The organism is Eubacterium multiforme (assembly GCF_030813415.1).
In the GTDB taxonomy this organism is placed as follows: domain Bacteria; phylum Bacillota; class Clostridia; order Clostridiales; family Clostridiaceae; genus Clostridium; species Clostridium multiforme.
This window is the reverse complement of sequence record NZ_JAUSUF010000006.1, coordinates 117,171-135,829: the sequence shown is the minus strand read 5'-3', so window position 1 is coordinate 135,829 and position 18,659 is coordinate 117,171. Positions and strand designations below refer to the sequence as shown.

The 18,659-nt window shown below is 28.2% G+C and carries 17 protein-coding genes and 1 other RNA gene; 16 read left to right on the top strand and 2 right to left on the bottom strand.

The window, feature by feature from the left end; translation table 11 throughout:
* The first annotated feature begins 60 nt into the window (after positions 1 to 60).
* From J2S18_RS10090 to ppdK, 6 genes are all read left to right on the top strand, one after another.
* The gene (locus J2S18_RS10090; protein ID WP_307486520.1) at positions 61 to 459 is read left to right on the top strand and encodes a cytidine deaminase; all 399 of its coding nucleotides are present in this window, start codon (positions 61 to 63) and stop codon (positions 457 to 459) included.
* 11 nt (positions 460 to 470) lie between these two features.
* Entirely contained in the window at positions 471 to 1,361 is an 891-nt protein-coding gene (gene era, locus J2S18_RS10085; protein WP_307486519.1) for a GTPase Era, read from the top strand.
* 9 nt (positions 1,362 to 1,370) lie between these two features.
* Positions 1,371 to 2,120, top strand: coding sequence for a DNA repair protein RecO (gene recO, locus J2S18_RS10080; RefSeq protein ID WP_307486517.1), 750 nt, complete (start codon positions 1,371 to 1,373; stop codon positions 2,118 to 2,120).
* 6 nt (positions 2,121 to 2,126) lie between these two features.
* Complete coding sequence (locus J2S18_RS10075; RefSeq protein ID WP_307486514.1) at positions 2,127 to 2,750, top strand: DUF4342 domain-containing protein; 624 nt, start codon at positions 2,127 to 2,129, stop codon at positions 2,748 to 2,750.
* Positions 2,751 to 3,067: 317 nt separating this feature from the next.
* Complete coding sequence (gene ccpN / locus J2S18_RS10070; RefSeq protein WP_307486511.1) at positions 3,068 to 3,700, top strand: transcriptional regulator CcpN; 633 nt, start codon at positions 3,068 to 3,070, stop codon at positions 3,698 to 3,700.
* An 83-nt stretch (positions 3,701 to 3,783) separates the two neighbouring features.
* Positions 3,784 to 6,411 carry a pyruvate, phosphate dikinase gene (gene ppdK, locus J2S18_RS10065; protein WP_307486508.1) on the top strand — a complete coding sequence of 876 codons (2,628 nt, stop codon included), beginning with the start codon at positions 3,784 to 3,786 and terminating at the stop codon, positions 6,409 to 6,411.
* Positions 6,412 to 6,497: 86 nt separating this feature from the next.
* Here the strand turns inward: ppdK and J2S18_RS10060 are convergent, their stop codons facing one another.
* Entirely contained in the window at positions 6,498 to 7,562 is a 1,065-nt protein-coding gene (locus tag J2S18_RS10060; RefSeq protein ID WP_307486507.1) for a CotS family spore coat protein, read from the bottom strand.
* A 171-nt stretch (positions 7,563 to 7,733) separates the two neighbouring features.
* Here J2S18_RS10060 and J2S18_RS10055 point away from each other — a divergent pair, with 171 nt between their 5' ends.
* The 10 genes from J2S18_RS10055 (at position 7,734) to pdxT (ending at position 17,226) form a co-directional block, all read left to right on the top strand.
* Complete coding sequence (locus tag J2S18_RS10055) at positions 7,734 to 8,768, top strand: deoxyguanosinetriphosphate triphosphohydrolase (protein ID WP_307486506.1); 1,035 nt, start codon at positions 7,734 to 7,736, stop codon at positions 8,766 to 8,768.
* Positions 8,769 to 8,970: 202 nt separating this feature from the next.
* A complete protein-coding gene (gene dnaG, locus J2S18_RS10050) occupies positions 8,971 to 10,743 on the top strand; it encodes a DNA primase (protein WP_307486503.1) in 1,773 nt (590 codons plus the stop codon).
* Positions 10,744 to 10,749: 6 nt separating this feature from the next.
* A complete protein-coding gene (rpoD, locus tag J2S18_RS10045; RefSeq protein WP_307486613.1) occupies positions 10,750 to 11,877 on the top strand; it encodes an RNA polymerase sigma factor RpoD in 1,128 nt (375 codons plus the stop codon).
* Positions 11,878 to 11,985: 108 nt separating this feature from the next.
* Positions 11,986 to 12,681, top strand: coding sequence for a tRNA (adenine(22)-N(1))-methyltransferase (locus tag J2S18_RS10040; protein ID WP_307486501.1), 696 nt, complete (start codon positions 11,986 to 11,988; stop codon positions 12,679 to 12,681).
* 21 nt (positions 12,682 to 12,702) lie between these two features.
* Complete coding sequence (locus J2S18_RS10035) at positions 12,703 to 13,497, top strand: Nif3-like dinuclear metal center hexameric protein (RefSeq protein ID WP_307486498.1); 795 nt, start codon at positions 12,703 to 12,705, stop codon at positions 13,495 to 13,497.
* A gap of 59 nt (positions 13,498 to 13,556) precedes the next feature.
* The gene (locus J2S18_RS10030; protein ID WP_307486497.1) at positions 13,557 to 13,790 is read left to right on the top strand and encodes a hypothetical protein; all 234 of its coding nucleotides are present in this window, start codon (positions 13,557 to 13,559) and stop codon (positions 13,788 to 13,790) included.
* Positions 13,791 to 13,843: 53 nt separating this feature from the next.
* An RNA gene (rnpB, locus tag J2S18_RS10025) (RNase P RNA component class A) lies at positions 13,844 to 14,186 on the top strand.
* 672 nt (positions 14,187 to 14,858) lie between these two features.
* Entirely contained in the window at positions 14,859 to 15,071 is a 213-nt protein-coding gene (locus J2S18_RS10020; protein ID WP_307486494.1) for a DUF8582 domain-containing membrane protein, read from the top strand.
* A gap of 699 nt (positions 15,072 to 15,770) precedes the next feature.
* Positions 15,771 to 16,640, top strand: a complete 870-nt coding sequence (pdxS, locus tag J2S18_RS10015; RefSeq protein ID WP_307486492.1) for a pyridoxal 5'-phosphate synthase lyase subunit PdxS — start codon at positions 15,771 to 15,773, stop codon at positions 16,638 to 16,640.
* Position 16,641: 1 nt separating this feature from the next.
* A complete protein-coding gene (gene pdxT, locus J2S18_RS10010) occupies positions 16,642 to 17,226 on the top strand; it encodes a pyridoxal 5'-phosphate synthase glutaminase subunit PdxT (protein WP_307486490.1) in 585 nt (194 codons plus the stop codon).
* A gap of 143 nt (positions 17,227 to 17,369) precedes the next feature.
* Here pdxT and J2S18_RS10005 read toward each other — a convergent pair whose 3' ends face one another.
* On the bottom strand, positions 17,370 to 18,560 hold the full coding sequence (locus J2S18_RS10005; RefSeq protein ID WP_307486488.1) for a 3D domain-containing protein: 1,191 nt from the start codon (positions 18,558 to 18,560) through the stop codon (positions 17,370 to 17,372).
* Positions 18,561 to 18,659: the final 99 nt, after the last annotated feature.

Genomic DNA, 18,659 nt, shown 5'->3' with positions numbered 1-18,659 from the left:
TATAATAAATACCACGCAATAAGAAATAGATTATACAATTTAGAAATGAGGGATGTATATATGGTAAATAAGAAATTAATAAAAGAGGCTATTAATGCAAGGGAAAAAGCCTATTGTCCCTATTCAAATTTTAAAGTTGGAGCAGCCGCACTTTTTGAAGATAATAATATATATACTGGATGTAATATTGAAAATGCATCTTATGGAGCAACAAACTGTGCAGAGAGGACAGCAATATTTAATGGCGTATCAAAGGGAAATAGAGTGTTAAAGGAACTAGCACTTATTGGAGATACTAATAATTACACTTACCCATGTGGTATTTGTAGGCAAGTAATTACAGAATTTGCAGATAGTAAAGATATGAAAATTTATATTATAAAAAATGAAAATGACTATATAGAAAAAACTTTAGAAGAAATAATGCCTGGATTTTTCACAAAGAAAGATTTAGAGTAACAGGAGGAAACATGTTTAAATCAGGATTTATATCAATAGTAGGAAGACCAAATGTAGGAAAATCTACATTAATGAATTATATAATGGGGGAAAAACTTTCAATAGTTTCAAACAAACCACAAACAACAAGAAATAATATTCAAACAATATTAACAACAGATGATTATCAAATGATATTTGTTGACACACCAGGTATACATAAACCAAAGCACAAGCTAGGAGAATATATGGTTAACTCAGCAAAGGATTCAACTAAAGATGTTGACTTAATTCTTTTCTTAACTAATCCAGGAGAAGAAATAGGAAGAGGAGACAAATTCATATTAGAATCATTAAAATCAAAAAATGCTCCAGTATTTTTAGTGTTAAATAAAGTAGATGAATTTACACAAGATGTTGTAGCAAAAAGCCTTATAGACTTTTCAAAAGAATTTAACTTTAAAGAAATAATTCCAATATCAGCCTTAAAGGGTAAGAATGTAGATGAATTATTAAAATTAATGGTTAAAGAATTACCAGAAGGACCTAAATATTATCCAGAAGATATGATAACAGATGTTCAAGAAAGATTTGTTGTATCAGAAATAGTTAGAGAAAAGGCACTTAGAACTTTAAGAGATGAAGTTCCACATGGAATTGCAGTTGATGTAATCCAAATGAAACAAAAGGAAAATGGAACATATCATATAGAAGTTGATTTAATATGTGAAAAAGATTCACATAAAGGAATAATAATAGGTAAAAATGGTCAGTCTTTAAAGAAAATAGGTGAAGCTTCAAGATATGAATTAGAAAGATTCCTAAGAAGTAAAGTTAATATAAAAATATGGGTTAAGGTTAGAAAAGAATGGAGAGATAACCAAACATTATTAAAAGAGCTAGGTTATAAAAAGCTTAAATAGTTTTGGGAGTTGTGTAAATTGACCTTAATAAAAACAAATGGTGTAGTTATAAAAACACAAGACTATAAAGAAAATGATAAGTTAGTTTGGATGTATACAGAAAAACTAGGAAAAGTTACTGCTATAGCAAGAGGAGCAAAGAGAAACAAAAGTAAGCTCTTTGCAATAACCCTTCCTCTTTGTTATGGAGATTATATGATTTTTAAAGGTAAAAATTTATCTAATCTTCAAGAAGGTAAAATAATTAGTTCTTTTCAAGGTCTTATGAGTAACTTAGATAAGCTTACATATTCATCGTATTTATGTGAGCTTATTGATATAGCATTAATGGAAGGTGAAAGTAATAGATGGCTATATAAAGAATTTATAACCACATTATATCTTTTAGATACTGATGCTATAGATTATGAATTACTTATTAGATCCTTTGAATTAAAACTTTTAAAAGCTACAGGATATGGTATTGTATTAGATCATTGTGTTAGTTGCAAAAAAAAGATTAATGTTTCAAATTATATAAGTTTATCTAATTTTGGAGGAGTATGTGAAGAATGCAATAAAGTACAAGGACTTCATATATCAAAAGGTGCATATAATGCCTTGAAATTTTTAATTAATACAAATTCTGACAAAATATTTAGGCTTAATTTGTCAAAGGATATAAAAAAGGAAATAGAGAGAGTTACAACATTTATAATTTCTTCAAATTATTCAAAAAAACCAAAGAGTTTAGAAATGTTAAGTTATTTAAAGGAGTGATGATTTATGAAAGAAATTACTTTAGAAAAAGTTGATCAAATAAGAGAAAGAACTGGAGTTAGCTATGAAATGGCTAAAAAAGCTTTAGAAATTAATGATGGAGATTTATTAGAAGCATTAATATATATAGAAAATAATGTTGTAGTTCCATTTGCAGAAGAAGAATCTTCAAAAAAATGTAATGAAGATAAAGAATGTAAAGCTTCGGAAACAATAGCAGAACTTAAAGCTTGGCTTAAAGATATAATAGAAAAAGGCAACGTAAGCAGAATAAAAATTAAAAAAGATGATTCTGTTTTAGTAGATGTTCCTGTAAATGCTGGAATAGCTGCAACTGTTATAGCAGTTATTATGCCACCTATTTTAGCTTTTGGAGTAATTGCAGCAGTTGCTACAAAATTAACTATAGAAATTACAAAGTGTGATGGTTCTGTAGAGGTAGTAAATAAATATATTGAAAAGGCTGCAGTTGAAGTTAAAGGTAAAGCACAGGAAGTTGCAGGAATGGTAAAAGAAAAAATAAATAACAAAAAAAATGATTTAAAAAATAAGAAAACAAATAAACAAAAAGTTTATGGCGGTGATGAGACTGTATATACATATACTGTAAATTTTGATGATAAGGAATAAATTGGAAGAAAAATCAAGAAAAACATATATGTAGAAGAGATAAAATGATATAGCAAGAGATAAATGTAATATTTGTTAAAATTTGGAATAAATGTAAGATAGCGTATTGTTTAATATGTCTTTATAATTAAAATATAGTTTAAATAATAAAAAATATGGTTAGAATTAAATAGTATAGCACATATAAATATATGCAGTATACTTTATATGAAAAAATTCAATTAATAGTATACTACATATAAAAAGTGTGCTATAATAAACCTACAAAGAAAAATTTTAGCAAATAATTATCCTTGTTTTGGAAAGAGGGATTAGTTTTGAAATTGTCAGATAGGCAAGAAGAAATAATTAGATTAGTTAAGGAAGGACAGCCGATAACTAGTGAATGTTTGGCTGAAAAGCTTGGAGTAACTAGGGCAGCACTTAGAGCAGACCTTGCGATTTTAACAATGATAGGTACATTAGATGCTAGACCAAAGGTTGGATATATATATTCAAATAAACCCAAAAGTAGTTTGGTTCATGAATATATAAATGAAATTAAGGTTTGTAATATAATGTCAAAACCATCAATAGTTAATGAATCAACAACAGTATATGATGCAATCGTATACCTGTTTTTAAATGATGTTGGTACATTATTCGTTGAAAATGCGGGCTTTTTAACAGGAGCAGTTTCAAGAAAAGATTTTCTTAAAATTGCTATTGGAGGAACAGATATTCATAGAGTTCCAGTTGGAGTAATAATGACAAGAATGCCAAACATAGTATGTGGTACGCCAGATGATCCTGCTTATGATATAGCAAAAAAAATTATAGAACATGAAATAGACAGTATTCCAATCGTAGAAAAAATTATGGTAGATGATAAAGAACAATACAAAATAGTGGGTAAGGTTTCAAAAACTAACGTTACAAAATTATTTGTTAAACTTGGAGAAAATGAATAATTTAATGGTGTAGACTTCAGGGTGATTTTAAAAAATCCTGTTAGTTATAGATAACATTAGTATTGAACGGAGGAGTATTGAAAATGGAGAAAAAATACGTTTACCTTTTTAAAGAAGGAAATGCATCAATGAGAAATCTTTTAGGGGGTAAAGGAGCTAACTTAGCTGAAATGTCTAACTTAGGAGTTCCAGTTCCACATGGTTTTACTATTACAACAGAAGCTTGTAATAAGTATTATGAAGATGGGAAGGTTATAGCATCTTCTATTATAAAAGAAATAGAATGTGCTATGAGAGAACTTGAAAAAGAAACTGGAAAAGAGTTTGGAAGTACAGAGAATCCGTTACTTGTTTCAGTAAGGTCAGGTGCAAGAGTTTCAATGCCTGGTATGATGGACACAATATTAAATTTAGGATTAAATGATATAGCTGTAGAGGCAATGGCAAAGCTTACAAATAATCCAAGATTCGCTTATGATTCTTATAGAAGATTCATTCAAATGTTTTCAGATGTTGTTATGGGTATAGAAAAAAGATTGTTTGAATCAAAAATTGATGAAATTAAAGAAAAAAAGGGAGTTGAATTTGATACAGATTTAACTGCTGAAGATTTAAAAGAATTAGTTAGTCAATACAAGATGATATACAAAAAAGAAATGGGAAAAGAATTTCCACAAGAGCCAAGAGAACAATTAATAGAATCTGTAACAGCTGTATTTAGATCATGGAATAATCCAAGAGCTATAGTTTATAGAAGATTAAATGATATACCAGGTGAGTGGGGAACAGCTGTAAATGTTCAGCAAATGGTATTTGGAAACAAAGGAGAAACTTCAGGAACAGGAGTAGTATTTTCAAGAAACCCAGCTAATGGAGAAAAAGAAATATATGGCGAATATTTAATGAATGCACAAGGTGAAGATGTTGTTGCTGGAATAAGAACACCACTTCCAATAAGAAAGTTAGAAGAACAAAACCCAAAGATTTATAAAGAATTTATTGATATTGTTGATAAATTAGAAGAACATTACAAAGATATGCAAGATATGGAAATAACCATAGAAGAAGGTAAACTGTATTTTTTACAAACAAGAAATGGAAAGAGAACTGCCCAAGCGGCACTTAAAATAGCTGTTGATTTAGTTGAAGAAGGAATGCTTACTAAAGAAGAGGCAATACTTAAGGTAGAACCTAAACAATTAGATACATTACTTCATCCAGCTTTTTATGCTGAAGATTTAAAAAGCGCAAATCCAATAGCAAAAGGATTACCAGCTTCACCAGGAGCTGCCTGTGGTAAAATTGCTTTTACAGCAGAGGAGGCAAAAGATAGGGCAGCAGATGGAGAAAAGGTAGTTTTAGTTAGACTTGAAACTTCACCAGAAGATATAGAAGGAATGGTAGCTTCAGAAGGTATATTAACTGTAAGAGGAGGCATGACTTCTCATGCAGCTGTTGTAGCAAGAGGAATGGGAACTTGCTGTGTTGCAGGCTGTGGTGAATTAAAAGTTAATGAAGAAAATAGAACATTAGAAGTAAATGGAAAAGTGTATACTGATGAAGATTTCATATCAATAGATGGTACATCAGGTAATATTTATGGAGAAAAAATTAAAACTGTTACTCCAGAAATAACAGGACATTTTGCTACATTTATGGAATGGGTAGATGGAATAAGAAAATTAAAGGTTAGAACTAATGCAGACACTCCAAGGGATGCTAAACAAGCAGTTGAATTTGGAGCAGAAGGAATTGGTCTTTGTAGAACAGAGCATATGTTCTTTGCAGAGGATAGAATATTAGCTGTTAGAGAAATGATAATAGCTAAAACAGAAGAGGATAGAAGAATTGCTCTTAATAAAATATTACCAATGCAAAAGGCAGATTTTATAGGAATATATGAAGCACTTAGAGGAATGCCAGCAACTATAAGACTATTAGATCCACCACTTCATGAATTCTTACCTCATACTGAAGAGGATATGGAATCTTTAGCTAAAGAACTTGATGTAGATGTTGAAGAGATAAAATTAGCAGTTTGTGAGAAACATGAATTTAATCCAATGATGGGTCATAGAGGATGTCGTCTTGCAGTTACTTATCCTGAAATTGCAGAAATGCAAACAAGAGCTATAATTGAAGCTGCAATAGCTGTTAATATAGAGAGAGGTTATGATATAGTACCTGAAATAATGATTCCTCTTATTGGAGAAATTAAGGAATTAAAATTTGTTAAAGATATAGTTGTTAATACAGCAAAGGAAGTAATGACAGAAAAAGGATTTACTATAGATTATAAAGTTGGTACAATGATAGAAATTCCAAGAGCTGCACTTACAGCAGATGAAATAGCAGAGGAAGCTGAATTCTTCTCCTTTGGAACAAATGATTTAACTCAAATGACTTTTGGATTCTCAAGAGATGATGCAGGTAAGTTCTTATCATCATATTATGAAAATGGAATTTATGAACAAGATCCATTTGCAAAACTTGATCAAAAGGGTGTTGGTCAATTAGTTAAGATGGCTGTAGATAAAGGAAGAGCTACAAGAAATAATATTAAGCTTGGAATATGTGGAGAACATGGTGGAGATCCATCATCAGTTGAATTTTTCCATAACATAGGATTAGACTATGTTTCATGTTCACCATTTAGAGTGCCACTTGCAAGACTTGCAGCAGCTCAAGCACAGGTTAAAAATAAAAGATAATAAAATTTAAATAAAAAAGCAGTCTAAAAAATGAACTTTTCTCTATTTAATTTCATAGAGAAAAGTTCAAAAATTAGGCTGTTTTTTTATAGGTTAAAACCATACTCTGATTTTATTCTTAAATAAATTTCTTCAATAAATTTAAGTTGAAAATATGTTTTTTCATTAGTCTTTTTTAAAAGATGTAAAAAACTATCTTTGTTACATTTTTTTATATTTTTATAATAATCTCTTGAAAGTTTCCAAAATTTTTGAGGAAAACAAACATAAGCTAAAACATATCTTATATCAGATGGTGTAAGAGGGGATATTTCATTATATGCCCTTAGTATAGATAAGGTAAGTTCAACATCAAATTTAGTGTTACCTCTCCTTAAAAGTCTTCTTAGAAAATATCCTAAATCATGGGCTGAATAATCTATTTTACATTTATCTAAATCTATAGTCCATATTTTTGAATTTAGATCAAATATAATATTTTTATTTACATAATCCCCATGGCAGAGGGAGGAAGAAAGCTCTTTATTATTAATGTTAGATGATAAATATAAAGCCCATTTAGCAAGTTTTAAGTTATCATCAAAATTATTTATATATTCATTAGAAAAATTATCATTAATTTTAAAGGCGGTATTATAACATGTTAATAGCTGATTAAAGTGTTTTAATATTGATATGTAATAATCAGAAAATCCTATTCGCTTTTCACTACCTTCTATTGGAGAAAAGTTTCTTGAACATGAATGAATACCAGCAAGCTGCTTTATAGATGTAATAAGGTGTTCTGAATTATCAAAGTCACATTTTATTCCATCTATCCATATTGTAAGAATAAAATACATATCATTAAATTTAACAAATTTATTTCCAGATAAAGAATTTAAAAACTTAGGAGTTTTTATGCCATTTTTATAAAGCCATTCTAAGGCTGAATATACAAATAATAGATTAGCTTTATCAAAATAAACTTTTTTTAAGCAATAGTCATTTCCTTTATGGTGAACTTTATATACTGCCCTTTGTTTATCAGTATCCTTAAACTTTATCATAGATACAGAAGAATCTTCTAAACCATAGTGAATTAATATAAACTTTTTAATATTTTCTTCTGCAAATATATTAAAATTTTCAGTATTCTTATTTTTAATCAAAAACATTCCTCCTTAAATAATTGCTTATTACTATACTATTATTTAAAGAGGTAAAATAGAATAATAATAATTTTAAATAATAAATTTTAAAAATTTGCAAATAATAATTTAGAGTAATAATTAAAGGATTTTAGAGATAAATGTAGAATGCTTCATATGAGGTGAATTTAAGTGAATATAAGAGAAAAAATTGAGAATTTTGAAAGGTTGACATTAAGAAAAGAAGGGCAATATTCCTTTGAAAGCCTTGGAAGAAAACATAAGGAAAATAAAAAAGAAAATATTAGAACTTGTTTTATGGTTGATAGAGATAGAATAATACATTCAAAAGCCTTTAGAAGATTAAAAGATAAAACACAGGTGTACATTAGGACTAAGGGTGATCATTATAGAAATAGACTAACTCATACTTTAGAGGTTTCTCAAATAGCTAGAACTATAGGAGTTGGTATTGGGCTTAATGAATATCTTATAGAGGCTATTGCATTAGGGCATGATTTAGGTCACGTTGCCTTTGCACATAATGGAGAGGAAGTTTTAAATAAATTTTTAAAAGATGGATTTAAGCATAATGAACAAAGTGTAAGAGTTGTTGAAAGACTTGAAAAGGATGGTAAGGGATTAAATTTAACTAAGGAAGTTATAGATGGAATACTAAAGCATAGTGGACTTTCTAAGGATGAAAAGAAAGGAGCAATTACTTTAGAGGGGAGAGTCGTTAAATATTCAGATAAAATAGCATATTTAAATCATGATATTGATGATTCTATAAGAGCAAATCTATTAAGGGAAGAGGATCTTCCAAAAGAAGTTACAAAAGTTCTTGGAAAAACTCATTCTGAAAGAATAGAAACATTAGTATTAGATTTTATAAGTGAATCTAACAAAAATTTAGATAATGGAATTTTTAAAGTTTCTTTAAGTGAAGAAAAAGATGAAGCAATGAGAGAACTTAGAAAATTTATGTTTAAAAATGTTTATTTAGGTGAAATTTTAAAAGTAGAAAGAGAAAAGGCAAAATTTATTCTAGAATCAATTATAGATTTTTATATGAAAAATCCAGAAGAAATGCCACTGCTTTATAGAAAAATAGTAGATGAAGAAGGACTATCTAGAGGGGTGGCTGACTATATTGCAGGTATGAGTGACGATTATTGTCTAAATAAGTTTAACGAAATTTATGTTCCAAAACTTGTTATATACTAAAAGTAGGAATAAAAAAATACAAAATAAGGAAACATAAATTTATTAGATAAAAAGAAGGATTTTAAGGCTTTAAGAAGAATAGTATTAAAAGAGCAATAAAAATATATTATTGTAGAATTATATATAAATAAAAGAAGGAATAACAAAAAAAATGTCGAATATAATATAGGCTGCATAAAAAGCCGAGGAGGGAGAGAGCTCCTTGCGTATTACAGAGGAAACTATTGAAAGAATTAAGCAAGAAAATGATATTGTCGATGTTATTTCAGAAACAGTAAGACTTAAAAGATCAGGGCGAAATTATATGGGACTATGTCCATTTCATAACGAAAAATCGCCTTCTTTTAGCGTTTCACAAGATAAACAAATATATAAGTGTTTTGGATGTGGAGAAGCTGGCAATGTACTTACATTTGTAATGAAGCAAAAGAACTTAAATTTCATAGAAGCTTGTAAGCTTTTGGCGGAAAGAGCAAATATTCCGCTAGACTTTGGAAAGGGAGAAGAAAGTGAAGTAGTTAAAAAAAAGGAACTTTTATATAAAGTTAATGTAGAGGCTGCAAGATACTTTTTTTCAAACTTACAAAGGGATAAAGCATCAAAAGAATATTTTACAAATAGAGGAATTAAGGAAGTAACCATAAAGAGATTTGGACTTGGATATGCAAAAGATGGATGGCAAAATTTAATTAACTATCTTAAAAAAAGAGGATTCAGCGAGAAGATATTGCTTGAAGCAGGTCTTGTATCAAAGAGTCAAAAGGGAAGAGTTTATGATAGATTCAGAAACAGAGTAATGTTCCCTGTCTTTAATATTAAAGGAGATGTTATAGGTTTTGGTGGAAGAGTTTTAGATGACTCAAAACCAAAATATTTAAATTCACCAGAAACTTTGGTATTTCAAAAAGGAACAAATTTATATGGTTTAAATTTTGCTATAAAAAACAAAATGGAAGAGAGATATTTCGTAATTGTTGAAGGATATATGGATTTAATTTCCCTTCATCAATATGGAATAACAAATGTTGTAGCATCTTTAGGTACAGCACTTACAGTTAATCAAGCAAGACTTCTTAAAAGATATGCAGATAAGGTTATTATTTCTTATGATGCAGATGTTGCAGGTCAAACGGCAACACTTAGAGGACTTGAAATACTAAAGGAAGCTGGATTTGATGTTAGAGTATTACAAATTCCACAAGGAAAAGATCCAGATGAATTTGTAAGAAGTAACGGAAGAGAAGCCTTTTTAAAATTAATAAAGAAGGCAGAAAGTTTAATAGCTTATAGATTAAATAAAGCTAAAGAAGGAATAAACTTTAAAAGCCAAGGATCACTTATAAAGTATGGTAACAGAGTTACAGAAATATTAGCAAACTTAAATCCAGTGGAGAAGGATGTATATGTAAAAAGTATATCAGAAGACACTGGAATTAAAGAACAGTCATTATATGACTTAATTGCTATGACAAGAAATACGAAAAGTGATGATTTAATGAATAAAAAGGAAGAATATGGAACAAAATTATATGTAGAGCCAGGTTATATAAAAGCTGAAAAATCATTGATAAAATTAATGCTAGAAGATGATTGTTACAATTATATAAATTCAAATATTTCATCAGATGATTTAAATTCTAAAGCGCATGCAAAAATTTTTGATTTAATTAAAGATGGCAAGGAAAAAGGGTTAAAAGATATTAATCTACATGTTGAGGCAGGATGTGATGATGTAGATTCTTCTAAAGAATGGGTAAAGATAAGAGAATTTAAGGTTTTAAAAGCTCAAGATGAAGAGAGACAAATGATGGATTACATAAAAGAAATCAGAAGCTTCAAACTTATAAAAAAAAGAGAAGAGCTTAAAAATAAGCAAAAGGAATTAGCTAAAAAAGGATTAATAGAAGAATCCATAAAAATTGCATTAGAACTTAACAAAATAAATGATGCACTTAAAAAGGGAGAGAGGGTTTAATTGGTCATGACGGAAGGAGGTAACAAAATAATGGCAGGAAAAACAAAGGTGAAAGTTAAAGAGGAAAAAAAGGACAGAAATCAAAAGATGAATGTTGTTAAAACTCTTATTGAAAAAGGAAAGAAAAATGGTTCTTTAACATACAAAGAAATAATGGATGAGATAGATAATATTGAATTATCTCCAGAACAAATAGAAAAAATTTATGAAGTACTAGAATCAATGGGAATTGAAGTTACTGGAGAACCTCATGAAGAAGTTGAAGAAGAAGAGGAAAAAATAGATTTAAGTGTTCCAGAAGGAATTGCTATAGATGATCCTGTTAGAATGTATTTAAAGGAAATAGGTAAGGTACCTTTATTATCATCAGAAGAAGAGATAGAACTTGCAAAGAAAATTGAGGAAGGTAGTCAATATGCTAAGAAAAAATTAGCAGAGGCTAACCTTAGACTTGTTGTAAGTATTGCAAAAAGATATGTTGGAAGAGGTATGCTTTTCCTAGATCTTATACAAGAAGGAAACTTAGGTCTTATTAAAGCTGTAGAGAAATTTGACTACAGAAAAGGATATAAATTCTCAACATATGCTACATGGTGGATAAGACAGGCGATTACAAGAGCCATTGCAGACCAAGCAAGAACTATAAGAATACCTGTTCATATGGTAGAAACTATTAACAAATTAATAAGAGTCCAAAGACAACTACTTCAAGAACTTGGTAGAGATCCATTCCCAGAGGAAATATCAAAGGTTATGGATTTACCAGTAGAAAAGGTTAGAGAAATTCAAAAGATAGCTCAAGAACCAGTTTCACTTGAAACTCCTATTGGAGAAGAGGAAGATAGTCATTTAGGAGATTTCATTCCAGATGATGATGCACTTGCACCAGCAGAAGCTGCTGCATTTACAATGCTTAAAGAGCAACTTATAAATGTATTAGATACATTAACTCCAAGAGAAGAAAAAGTATTAAGATTAAGATTTGGATTAGATGATGGAAGAGCTAGAACACTAGAAGAAGTTGGTAAAGAGTTTAATGTTACTAGAGAAAGAATAAGACAAATAGAAGCAAAAGCTTTAAGAAAATTAAGACATCCATCAAGAAGTAAGAAGCTTAAAGATTATTTAGATTAATCTTAAAATAGCACCCTAAAGAGGTGCTATTTTATTTTGAATATTATAATGATATAATAAATATTTAAAAATATAATAAAATCATAGTTAAGAAATAGGAGAGACGTTATGGAATTAAGTAAAAGATTAGGTTTAATAGTAGATTATATTGAAGAATGTGATACTTTAGTTGATGTAGGTACAGATCATGGATACATTCCAATATATGTTATTAAAAATGAAATATGTAAAAAGGCTATTGCTTCAGATATAAATAAAGATCCCCTTGATAAGGCAAAATTAAATTCAATATTTGAAGGTGTTGATGAAAATATTGATACAAGATTAGGTGGAGGTTTAGAAACTATAGAAGAAGGCGAAGCAGAAGGATTAGTCATAGCTGGTATGGGTGGAAACTTAATAAGAGACATACTAGAAAATGACAAGGAAAAGGCAAAGAGCTTTAATTTTATGATACTTCAACCAGCACAAAATCCAGAAGTTTTAAGAGAGTATCTTTATACAAATGGATATGAGGTTATTGCAGAAGATTTATGTATAGATGAAGATAAATATTATGAATTATTTAAAGTTAGAGTTAAAGATGGAGAAGAAACAGAATTAGATCCTATTTACTATGAAATAAGCCCTAAGCTATTAAGAGAAAAGCATAATTTAATGGGAGATTATATAAATTCAAAAAAAGAGAAATATGAAAAGATTTTAAGCTTTATAGAAGATGATACAGAAAGTGCTTTAATTAGAAAAAAAGAATTAGAAGAAAAGATAAATATATTAACTAGTTTAGAAAATTACTGCAAATAATTTAATTTGGAGATGAAAAATATGAGTATAAAAGTTAAAGATATTACAAAGGTTATGAATAATATTGCACCAGAGGTTTTGAAGGAAGATTTTGATAATGTAGGTCTTATGGTGGGGGATTATGAAAGTACTGTAAAGAAGGTATTACTAGCTTTAGATTGTACAAAAAGGGTTATAGACGAAGCTAAAGATAATAATTGTGATATGATAATAACCCATCATCCTTTAATTTTTAGAAAACCTAATAGAATTATAAAAGGAGATTTATTAGGTGATAAAATAATAGAACTTATAAAAAATGATATTTCAATTTATTCAAGTCATACAAATTTAGATTCTGTAAAAAATGGAATAAATGATACTATTGTAAAAATGTTAGGTTTTACATCAGATGAAATAATTGAAGAGTCAAGAATAAATGGATTTAGTGAAGCTGGACTTGGAAGAATAGTAAGACTTAATGAAGCTATAGATGTTAAAGATTTAGTTTCTTTAATAAAGGAAAACCTTAAGGTTAAGAGTTTAAGAACTGTTATAGGAAAAAATAAGGTTAGTACTTTAGCTATAATAAATGGAAGTGGTCAAGATTTTATAAGTAAGGCTGTAAATTTAGGAGCAGATTGTATAATAACAGGTGATACAACCTATCATTTTGCTTCAGATTATAAAGAATTAGGAATTACTATAATTGATCCAGGTCATTTTAAAACAGAATGGTTAGTGTTTTTGGAATCAATAAAACCTCTTAAAGAAAACTTTAAAGAAGTTGAATTTATAATTTCAACTTGTAGTGAAGATCCATACACATTTATTTAATTAACAAATTTTAAAATTTTGAATACATTAAATAATAATAATATTTAATGGATGGTGTTATGGGAAAAAGAGGAGTGGGTGGAAATAACTTTTTTAGTGGGTTTAAAAATTTTAGGGGAAGAGGTACTTCCCCTTGGGGTTTTATAAGAAGAGCTAACTTTCTTAGAAGTTTTACTCCAGCAAAATGTTGTGTTGGGTTAGTAATGCTTTTAACATTATTATTTTTAGGGGTAGGCTTTAGTGGAATAATTATAATGGCTTTATTACTTATAATATTTGTACTTGTTTGCTAAATGGAAAATTTTATATTTGTAAAATTAAAAATTATATGATATTATAAGTCTTGCGAGTAAGACGTGCAATCGCTGCTAGCCTTAGAGCTAGGAGAGGAAAGTCGGAGCTCCATAGGGCAGGGTGCTGGCTAACGGCCAGTCGAGGCGACTCGAAGGAAAGTGCAACAGAAATATACCGCCTAAGTTTTTAGGTAAGGATGGAAAGGCGAGGTAAGAGCTCACCAGCATAATGGAGACATTATGGCTATGTAAACCCCACCTGGAGCAAGACCGAGATAGAAACATTTTGGAGTAGCCCGCTCCGTTTCGTGGTGTGTCGCTTGAGCTTGCTAGCAATAGTAAGCCTAGATAGATGATTGCTTAATACAGAACTCCGCTTATGGCTTGTCTCGCATGAGCTGAATACTAGGGATAAATGAGGTAGACTAAGATAGTTCCCCTTATTTATCCCTTATTTTTATTTAATGAAAAATAAGAAGTAACAGAAAAATGGTAGAATTTATACAAAAAATATAATATAATGATTAAAATATAAGGATAAATGAATTAATAAGTAATATTACTTATTAAAATGAGGTGAATATATAGTGATAAATACAAAACTAATTTTTTATATATTTCTTTTAATAATAGTAATTTTTCTGATAATTTATTTTTTTATTGGAATGTTAACGTTTTTTAAGCAGAAATTTAATTCTTTAAGTATGTATTTATTTTTAAATGAAGACACTATATCTTTTTTAAAAGAAAGAAATGATTTAAATTATAAATATTTAAATATAATAATTGTTGTACAAACAATTTTAATTATTAGTATTTTAATTGCTTTTATATATTTTTTTAAGAACTTTAATGATAGAACTATTAATTATATTTTAATAATATTTTTATTTATTTTAAGATATAGTTCTAATAAAATAATAAAAAATATGGGGCTGTGGCATTAAAAATAGTGGACAACTTATTTTGGAAAATTATATATATTTTGAAATTGCTAGCATAGAGTTAAAACTGAATGGATATATACTTTCAATATACGAAAATGAAATAAAATTTATAGGAGGCATAATGAAAAAAGAAAAGGGGATAAAAATAATATCAATTTTATATTTCTTTAGTTCAGTTATATTTTATATTGTGGCTATACTTAGATTTTTTGATAAAAACCAATATATGGGTGTAGTTTATTTATGTCTAGGTTCAGCTTTTTTATGTTTTGGTTCTGTGTACTTAAATAAATATAAAAATAAAGACAACAATGAAGAGAAAAATAAAAATTAAGAATAGCTTTTACATACATAATAAAGGATATAAGGTAGCCATAAATTTGGCTACCTTATTTTAATGTAATTAAAAAATAACTATTAAATTATATATTTAAATATTTATTCAATTAATTATAAATAATTTTTTATTTTAATAAAGGTATTATAAAAGAAAATTAATAGAAGTAGTAATCCAAGTATATTTCCGATAAACATAAATAGAGGTAAAATCTTTAATTTTAAGAAATAACTTATACAATCACCTAAAAATAAGGGTAAAAACATTGCTAAAAGTGAATATATTGGGAAAAAAAGTTCGTTTTTAGATAAGTTTTTCTTTATTTTTATTATTAAATTAATAATAAATGTAATAATAAATATTGGAACTGTAAAAATAGGAATTATTAAGAATTTTTCAAATTCAACATTTCCAAAACCTAAAAATCCATAGTATGTTGTGTAAATATAAGCAGATATGCTTATAGCAAATAAAATAAGTAAATTGTTTAATAAATAAAGTATTTTCATATAATTCCACACTCTCAATTAAATTTTTATTATTATATCACAAATTTTTATTAAAAAAAATGAAAAATTATTAAATGTAAAAAACTACAAAAAAGCATTTTTATATTGTACCCATACATTTGCAAAAGAAAATTTATAGCATTACCATATAAAGCAAGAAGAATATAATTTTAGGAGGAATGTTAATATGGAAAGAGACGTAGTAAATAAAAATCTTGCTCAAATGCTTAAAGGTGGAGTTATAATGGACGTAACTAACAAAGAGGAGGCTATTATAGCAGAAAAAGCTGGAGCTTGTGCAGTTATGGCTTTAGAGAGAGTACCTTCTGATATTAGAAAAGAAGGTGGAGTTGCTAGAATGTCTGACCCTAAAATGATTAAGGAAATTCAAGAAGCTGTTTCAATACCAGTTATGGCAAAGGTTAGAATAGGACATTTTGTAGAGGCTCAAATATTAGAAGCTTTAAATGTTGATTTTATTGATGAAAGTGAAGTATTAACACCAGCAGATGATAAATATCATATAAAAAAGGATAATTTTAAAGTACCTTTTGTATGTGGGGCAACAAATATTGGAGAGGCATTAAGAAGAATTGGAGAAGGAGCTTCAATGATAAGAACAAAAGGTGAAGCTGGAACAGGGGATGTTGTTCAAGCTGTAACTCATATGAGAACAATGATGGATCAAATTAAAGAAATAAAAAATGCTAATGAAGAAGAACTAATGACCATTTCAAAAAACTTTAATGCACCTTATGAATTAGTTAAATATGTTCATGAAAATGGAAAGTTACCAGTAGTTAATTTTGCAGCAGGTGGAATTGCAACACCAGCAGATGCAGCTTTAATGATGCAGCTTGGAAGTGAGGGAGTATTTGTTGGTTCTGGAATATTTAAATCAGAAAATCCAGAAAAAAGAGCTAGGGCAATAGTACTTGCAACAACATTTTATAATGATCCAGTAAAACTTGCTGAGGTTTCTGAAAACTTAGGAGATGCAATGAAAGGAAGTTCCTGTGAAGAAATAGAAACAAAGTATGCAGAAAGAGGCTGGTAAAATGAAAATAGGAGTTTTAGCTTTTCAAGGGGGAGTTTGTGAGCATATAAATTGCATAGAAAAGCTTGGACATTGTGGGATTTTAGTTAAAACTGAAAAGGATTTAGATAACATTGATGGAATAATATTACCAGGTGGAGAGAGTACAACTATTGGAAAATTATTAAATATTACAGGTTTAATGAATCCATTAGGGGAAAGAATAAAAAATGGATTGCCTGTATGGGGAACTTGTGCTGGAATGATTATTTTAGCAAAAAATATAGAAAATAATGAGAAAAATTATTTAAAGCTTATGGATATTACAGTTAAGAGAAATGCCTTTGGAACTCAAATAGATAGTTTTAAAGCATTAGAAAAAATAGAATGTATAGGAAACACTAAAATGGAACTAGTATTCATAAGAGCACCTTATATTACGGATATAGGAAAAGATGTAGAGGTTTTATGTAAAGTAAATGATAAAATTGTTGCAGCAAAAGAGAAAAACATGTTAGTTACATCTTTTCATCCAGAATTAACATCTGATTTAAGGTTTTTAGAATATTTTATTAGTTTTATTAAAGAGAATAAAAACTATAATTAGTTTATAGTAGATTAAGTACAAAATAAAATAGTTAGTTATTAAAATAATTACTTGTTAGATAATATTTTTAAATAAGCTTCATATAATCTTTTAAATAAATTAGAAAAAGAGCAACTTAAAAATTTTTAAGTTACTCTTTTTTATTACCATTCATCAGGATAAGCTATAATTTTTACTGTTACATTTCTTCTACCAAATGATAGACACTCTTGTTCTGAATTCATAAATAAATCTATTCTATTACCAACTATATCTCCACCAGTATCAGAAGCTATAGCATATCCATAACCTGATACATAAACTTTACTACCTAAAGGAATTACGTTTCTATCTACAGCAACTGTGCTAAGACCATTAGGGTCTCTAACAGGTTTTGTACCCATTGCAGTAATAGTATGTCCTGCATAGGCTGTTGCTTCCATGGTGAAAGTCTTTTTACCGGAAACATTACCTTGGTTATTATTTGAATTAGAATTATTATTTGTGTTAGAACTATTTTTTTCTTCAGATTGTTTTTTGCTTATTGAATTATTACCTTTTGAAATATAAGAATTAGCTATGTCTTTAACTGATGAGTTTGAAATTTGAGGTAATAATTGTTTTAATGTTGAAACTGCTTCTTGTAAACTACTAATTGATGATGAGGATGAATCAATTATTTTAATAGGATAAGCTATAAGCTTTTTCTCATTTTCTATAATAACAGATTCAATTTGTGCTTTTTCAGAATCGAATTTAGCTTTTGATGATTTTAAATCATCTTGTTTTGATACAATAGTTTTTAAGTTTTTATTATTTTCATCATTTAGCTTAACGATATCTTCTTTTTTAGCATTTAAATCCTTTATGTCATTTTGTAATGAGTTTGCATTACTTTTAAGTTCTTTAATCATATCATTATCAGCATTTACAATTTTACCTACAGCTTCAATTCTTCCAATAAATTCACCTAATCCCTTAGCTTCAAATATAAAAGCAATATAAGATGATAAAGAGTAGGTTCCACTTTTATATGCAGATCTTAGTCTGTTAGCTAAGACAGCTTGTCCCTCATTTACCTGCTTTTCAGTAGATTCTATTTTTAATTTTGTAGTGTCGATTTCCTTTTCTATTGAATTCATTTTATCTTTGTTGCTTTGAATACTAGAATTAAGTGAGTTAATTTGTGAATCTAAACTGGATATTTTATTATCTAAATCCTGGATTTTGTCGCTTATTTGATTAAATTGCACTTTGCTTTTTTGAATATTATCTTTAGTATCAGCAAAAGCTGGAAAACTAATATTTAGGAATAATCCTAATAAAACAAAAAAACATATCAAGATTTTTTTCATATAAAGACCTCCTTGTTAGAGAAAAACATTGATATTTTCTACTAGTATAGCACAACAGTTAGAAAAGAGAAAAGAAAAAAGGGGGTTTTTTATTAGTAT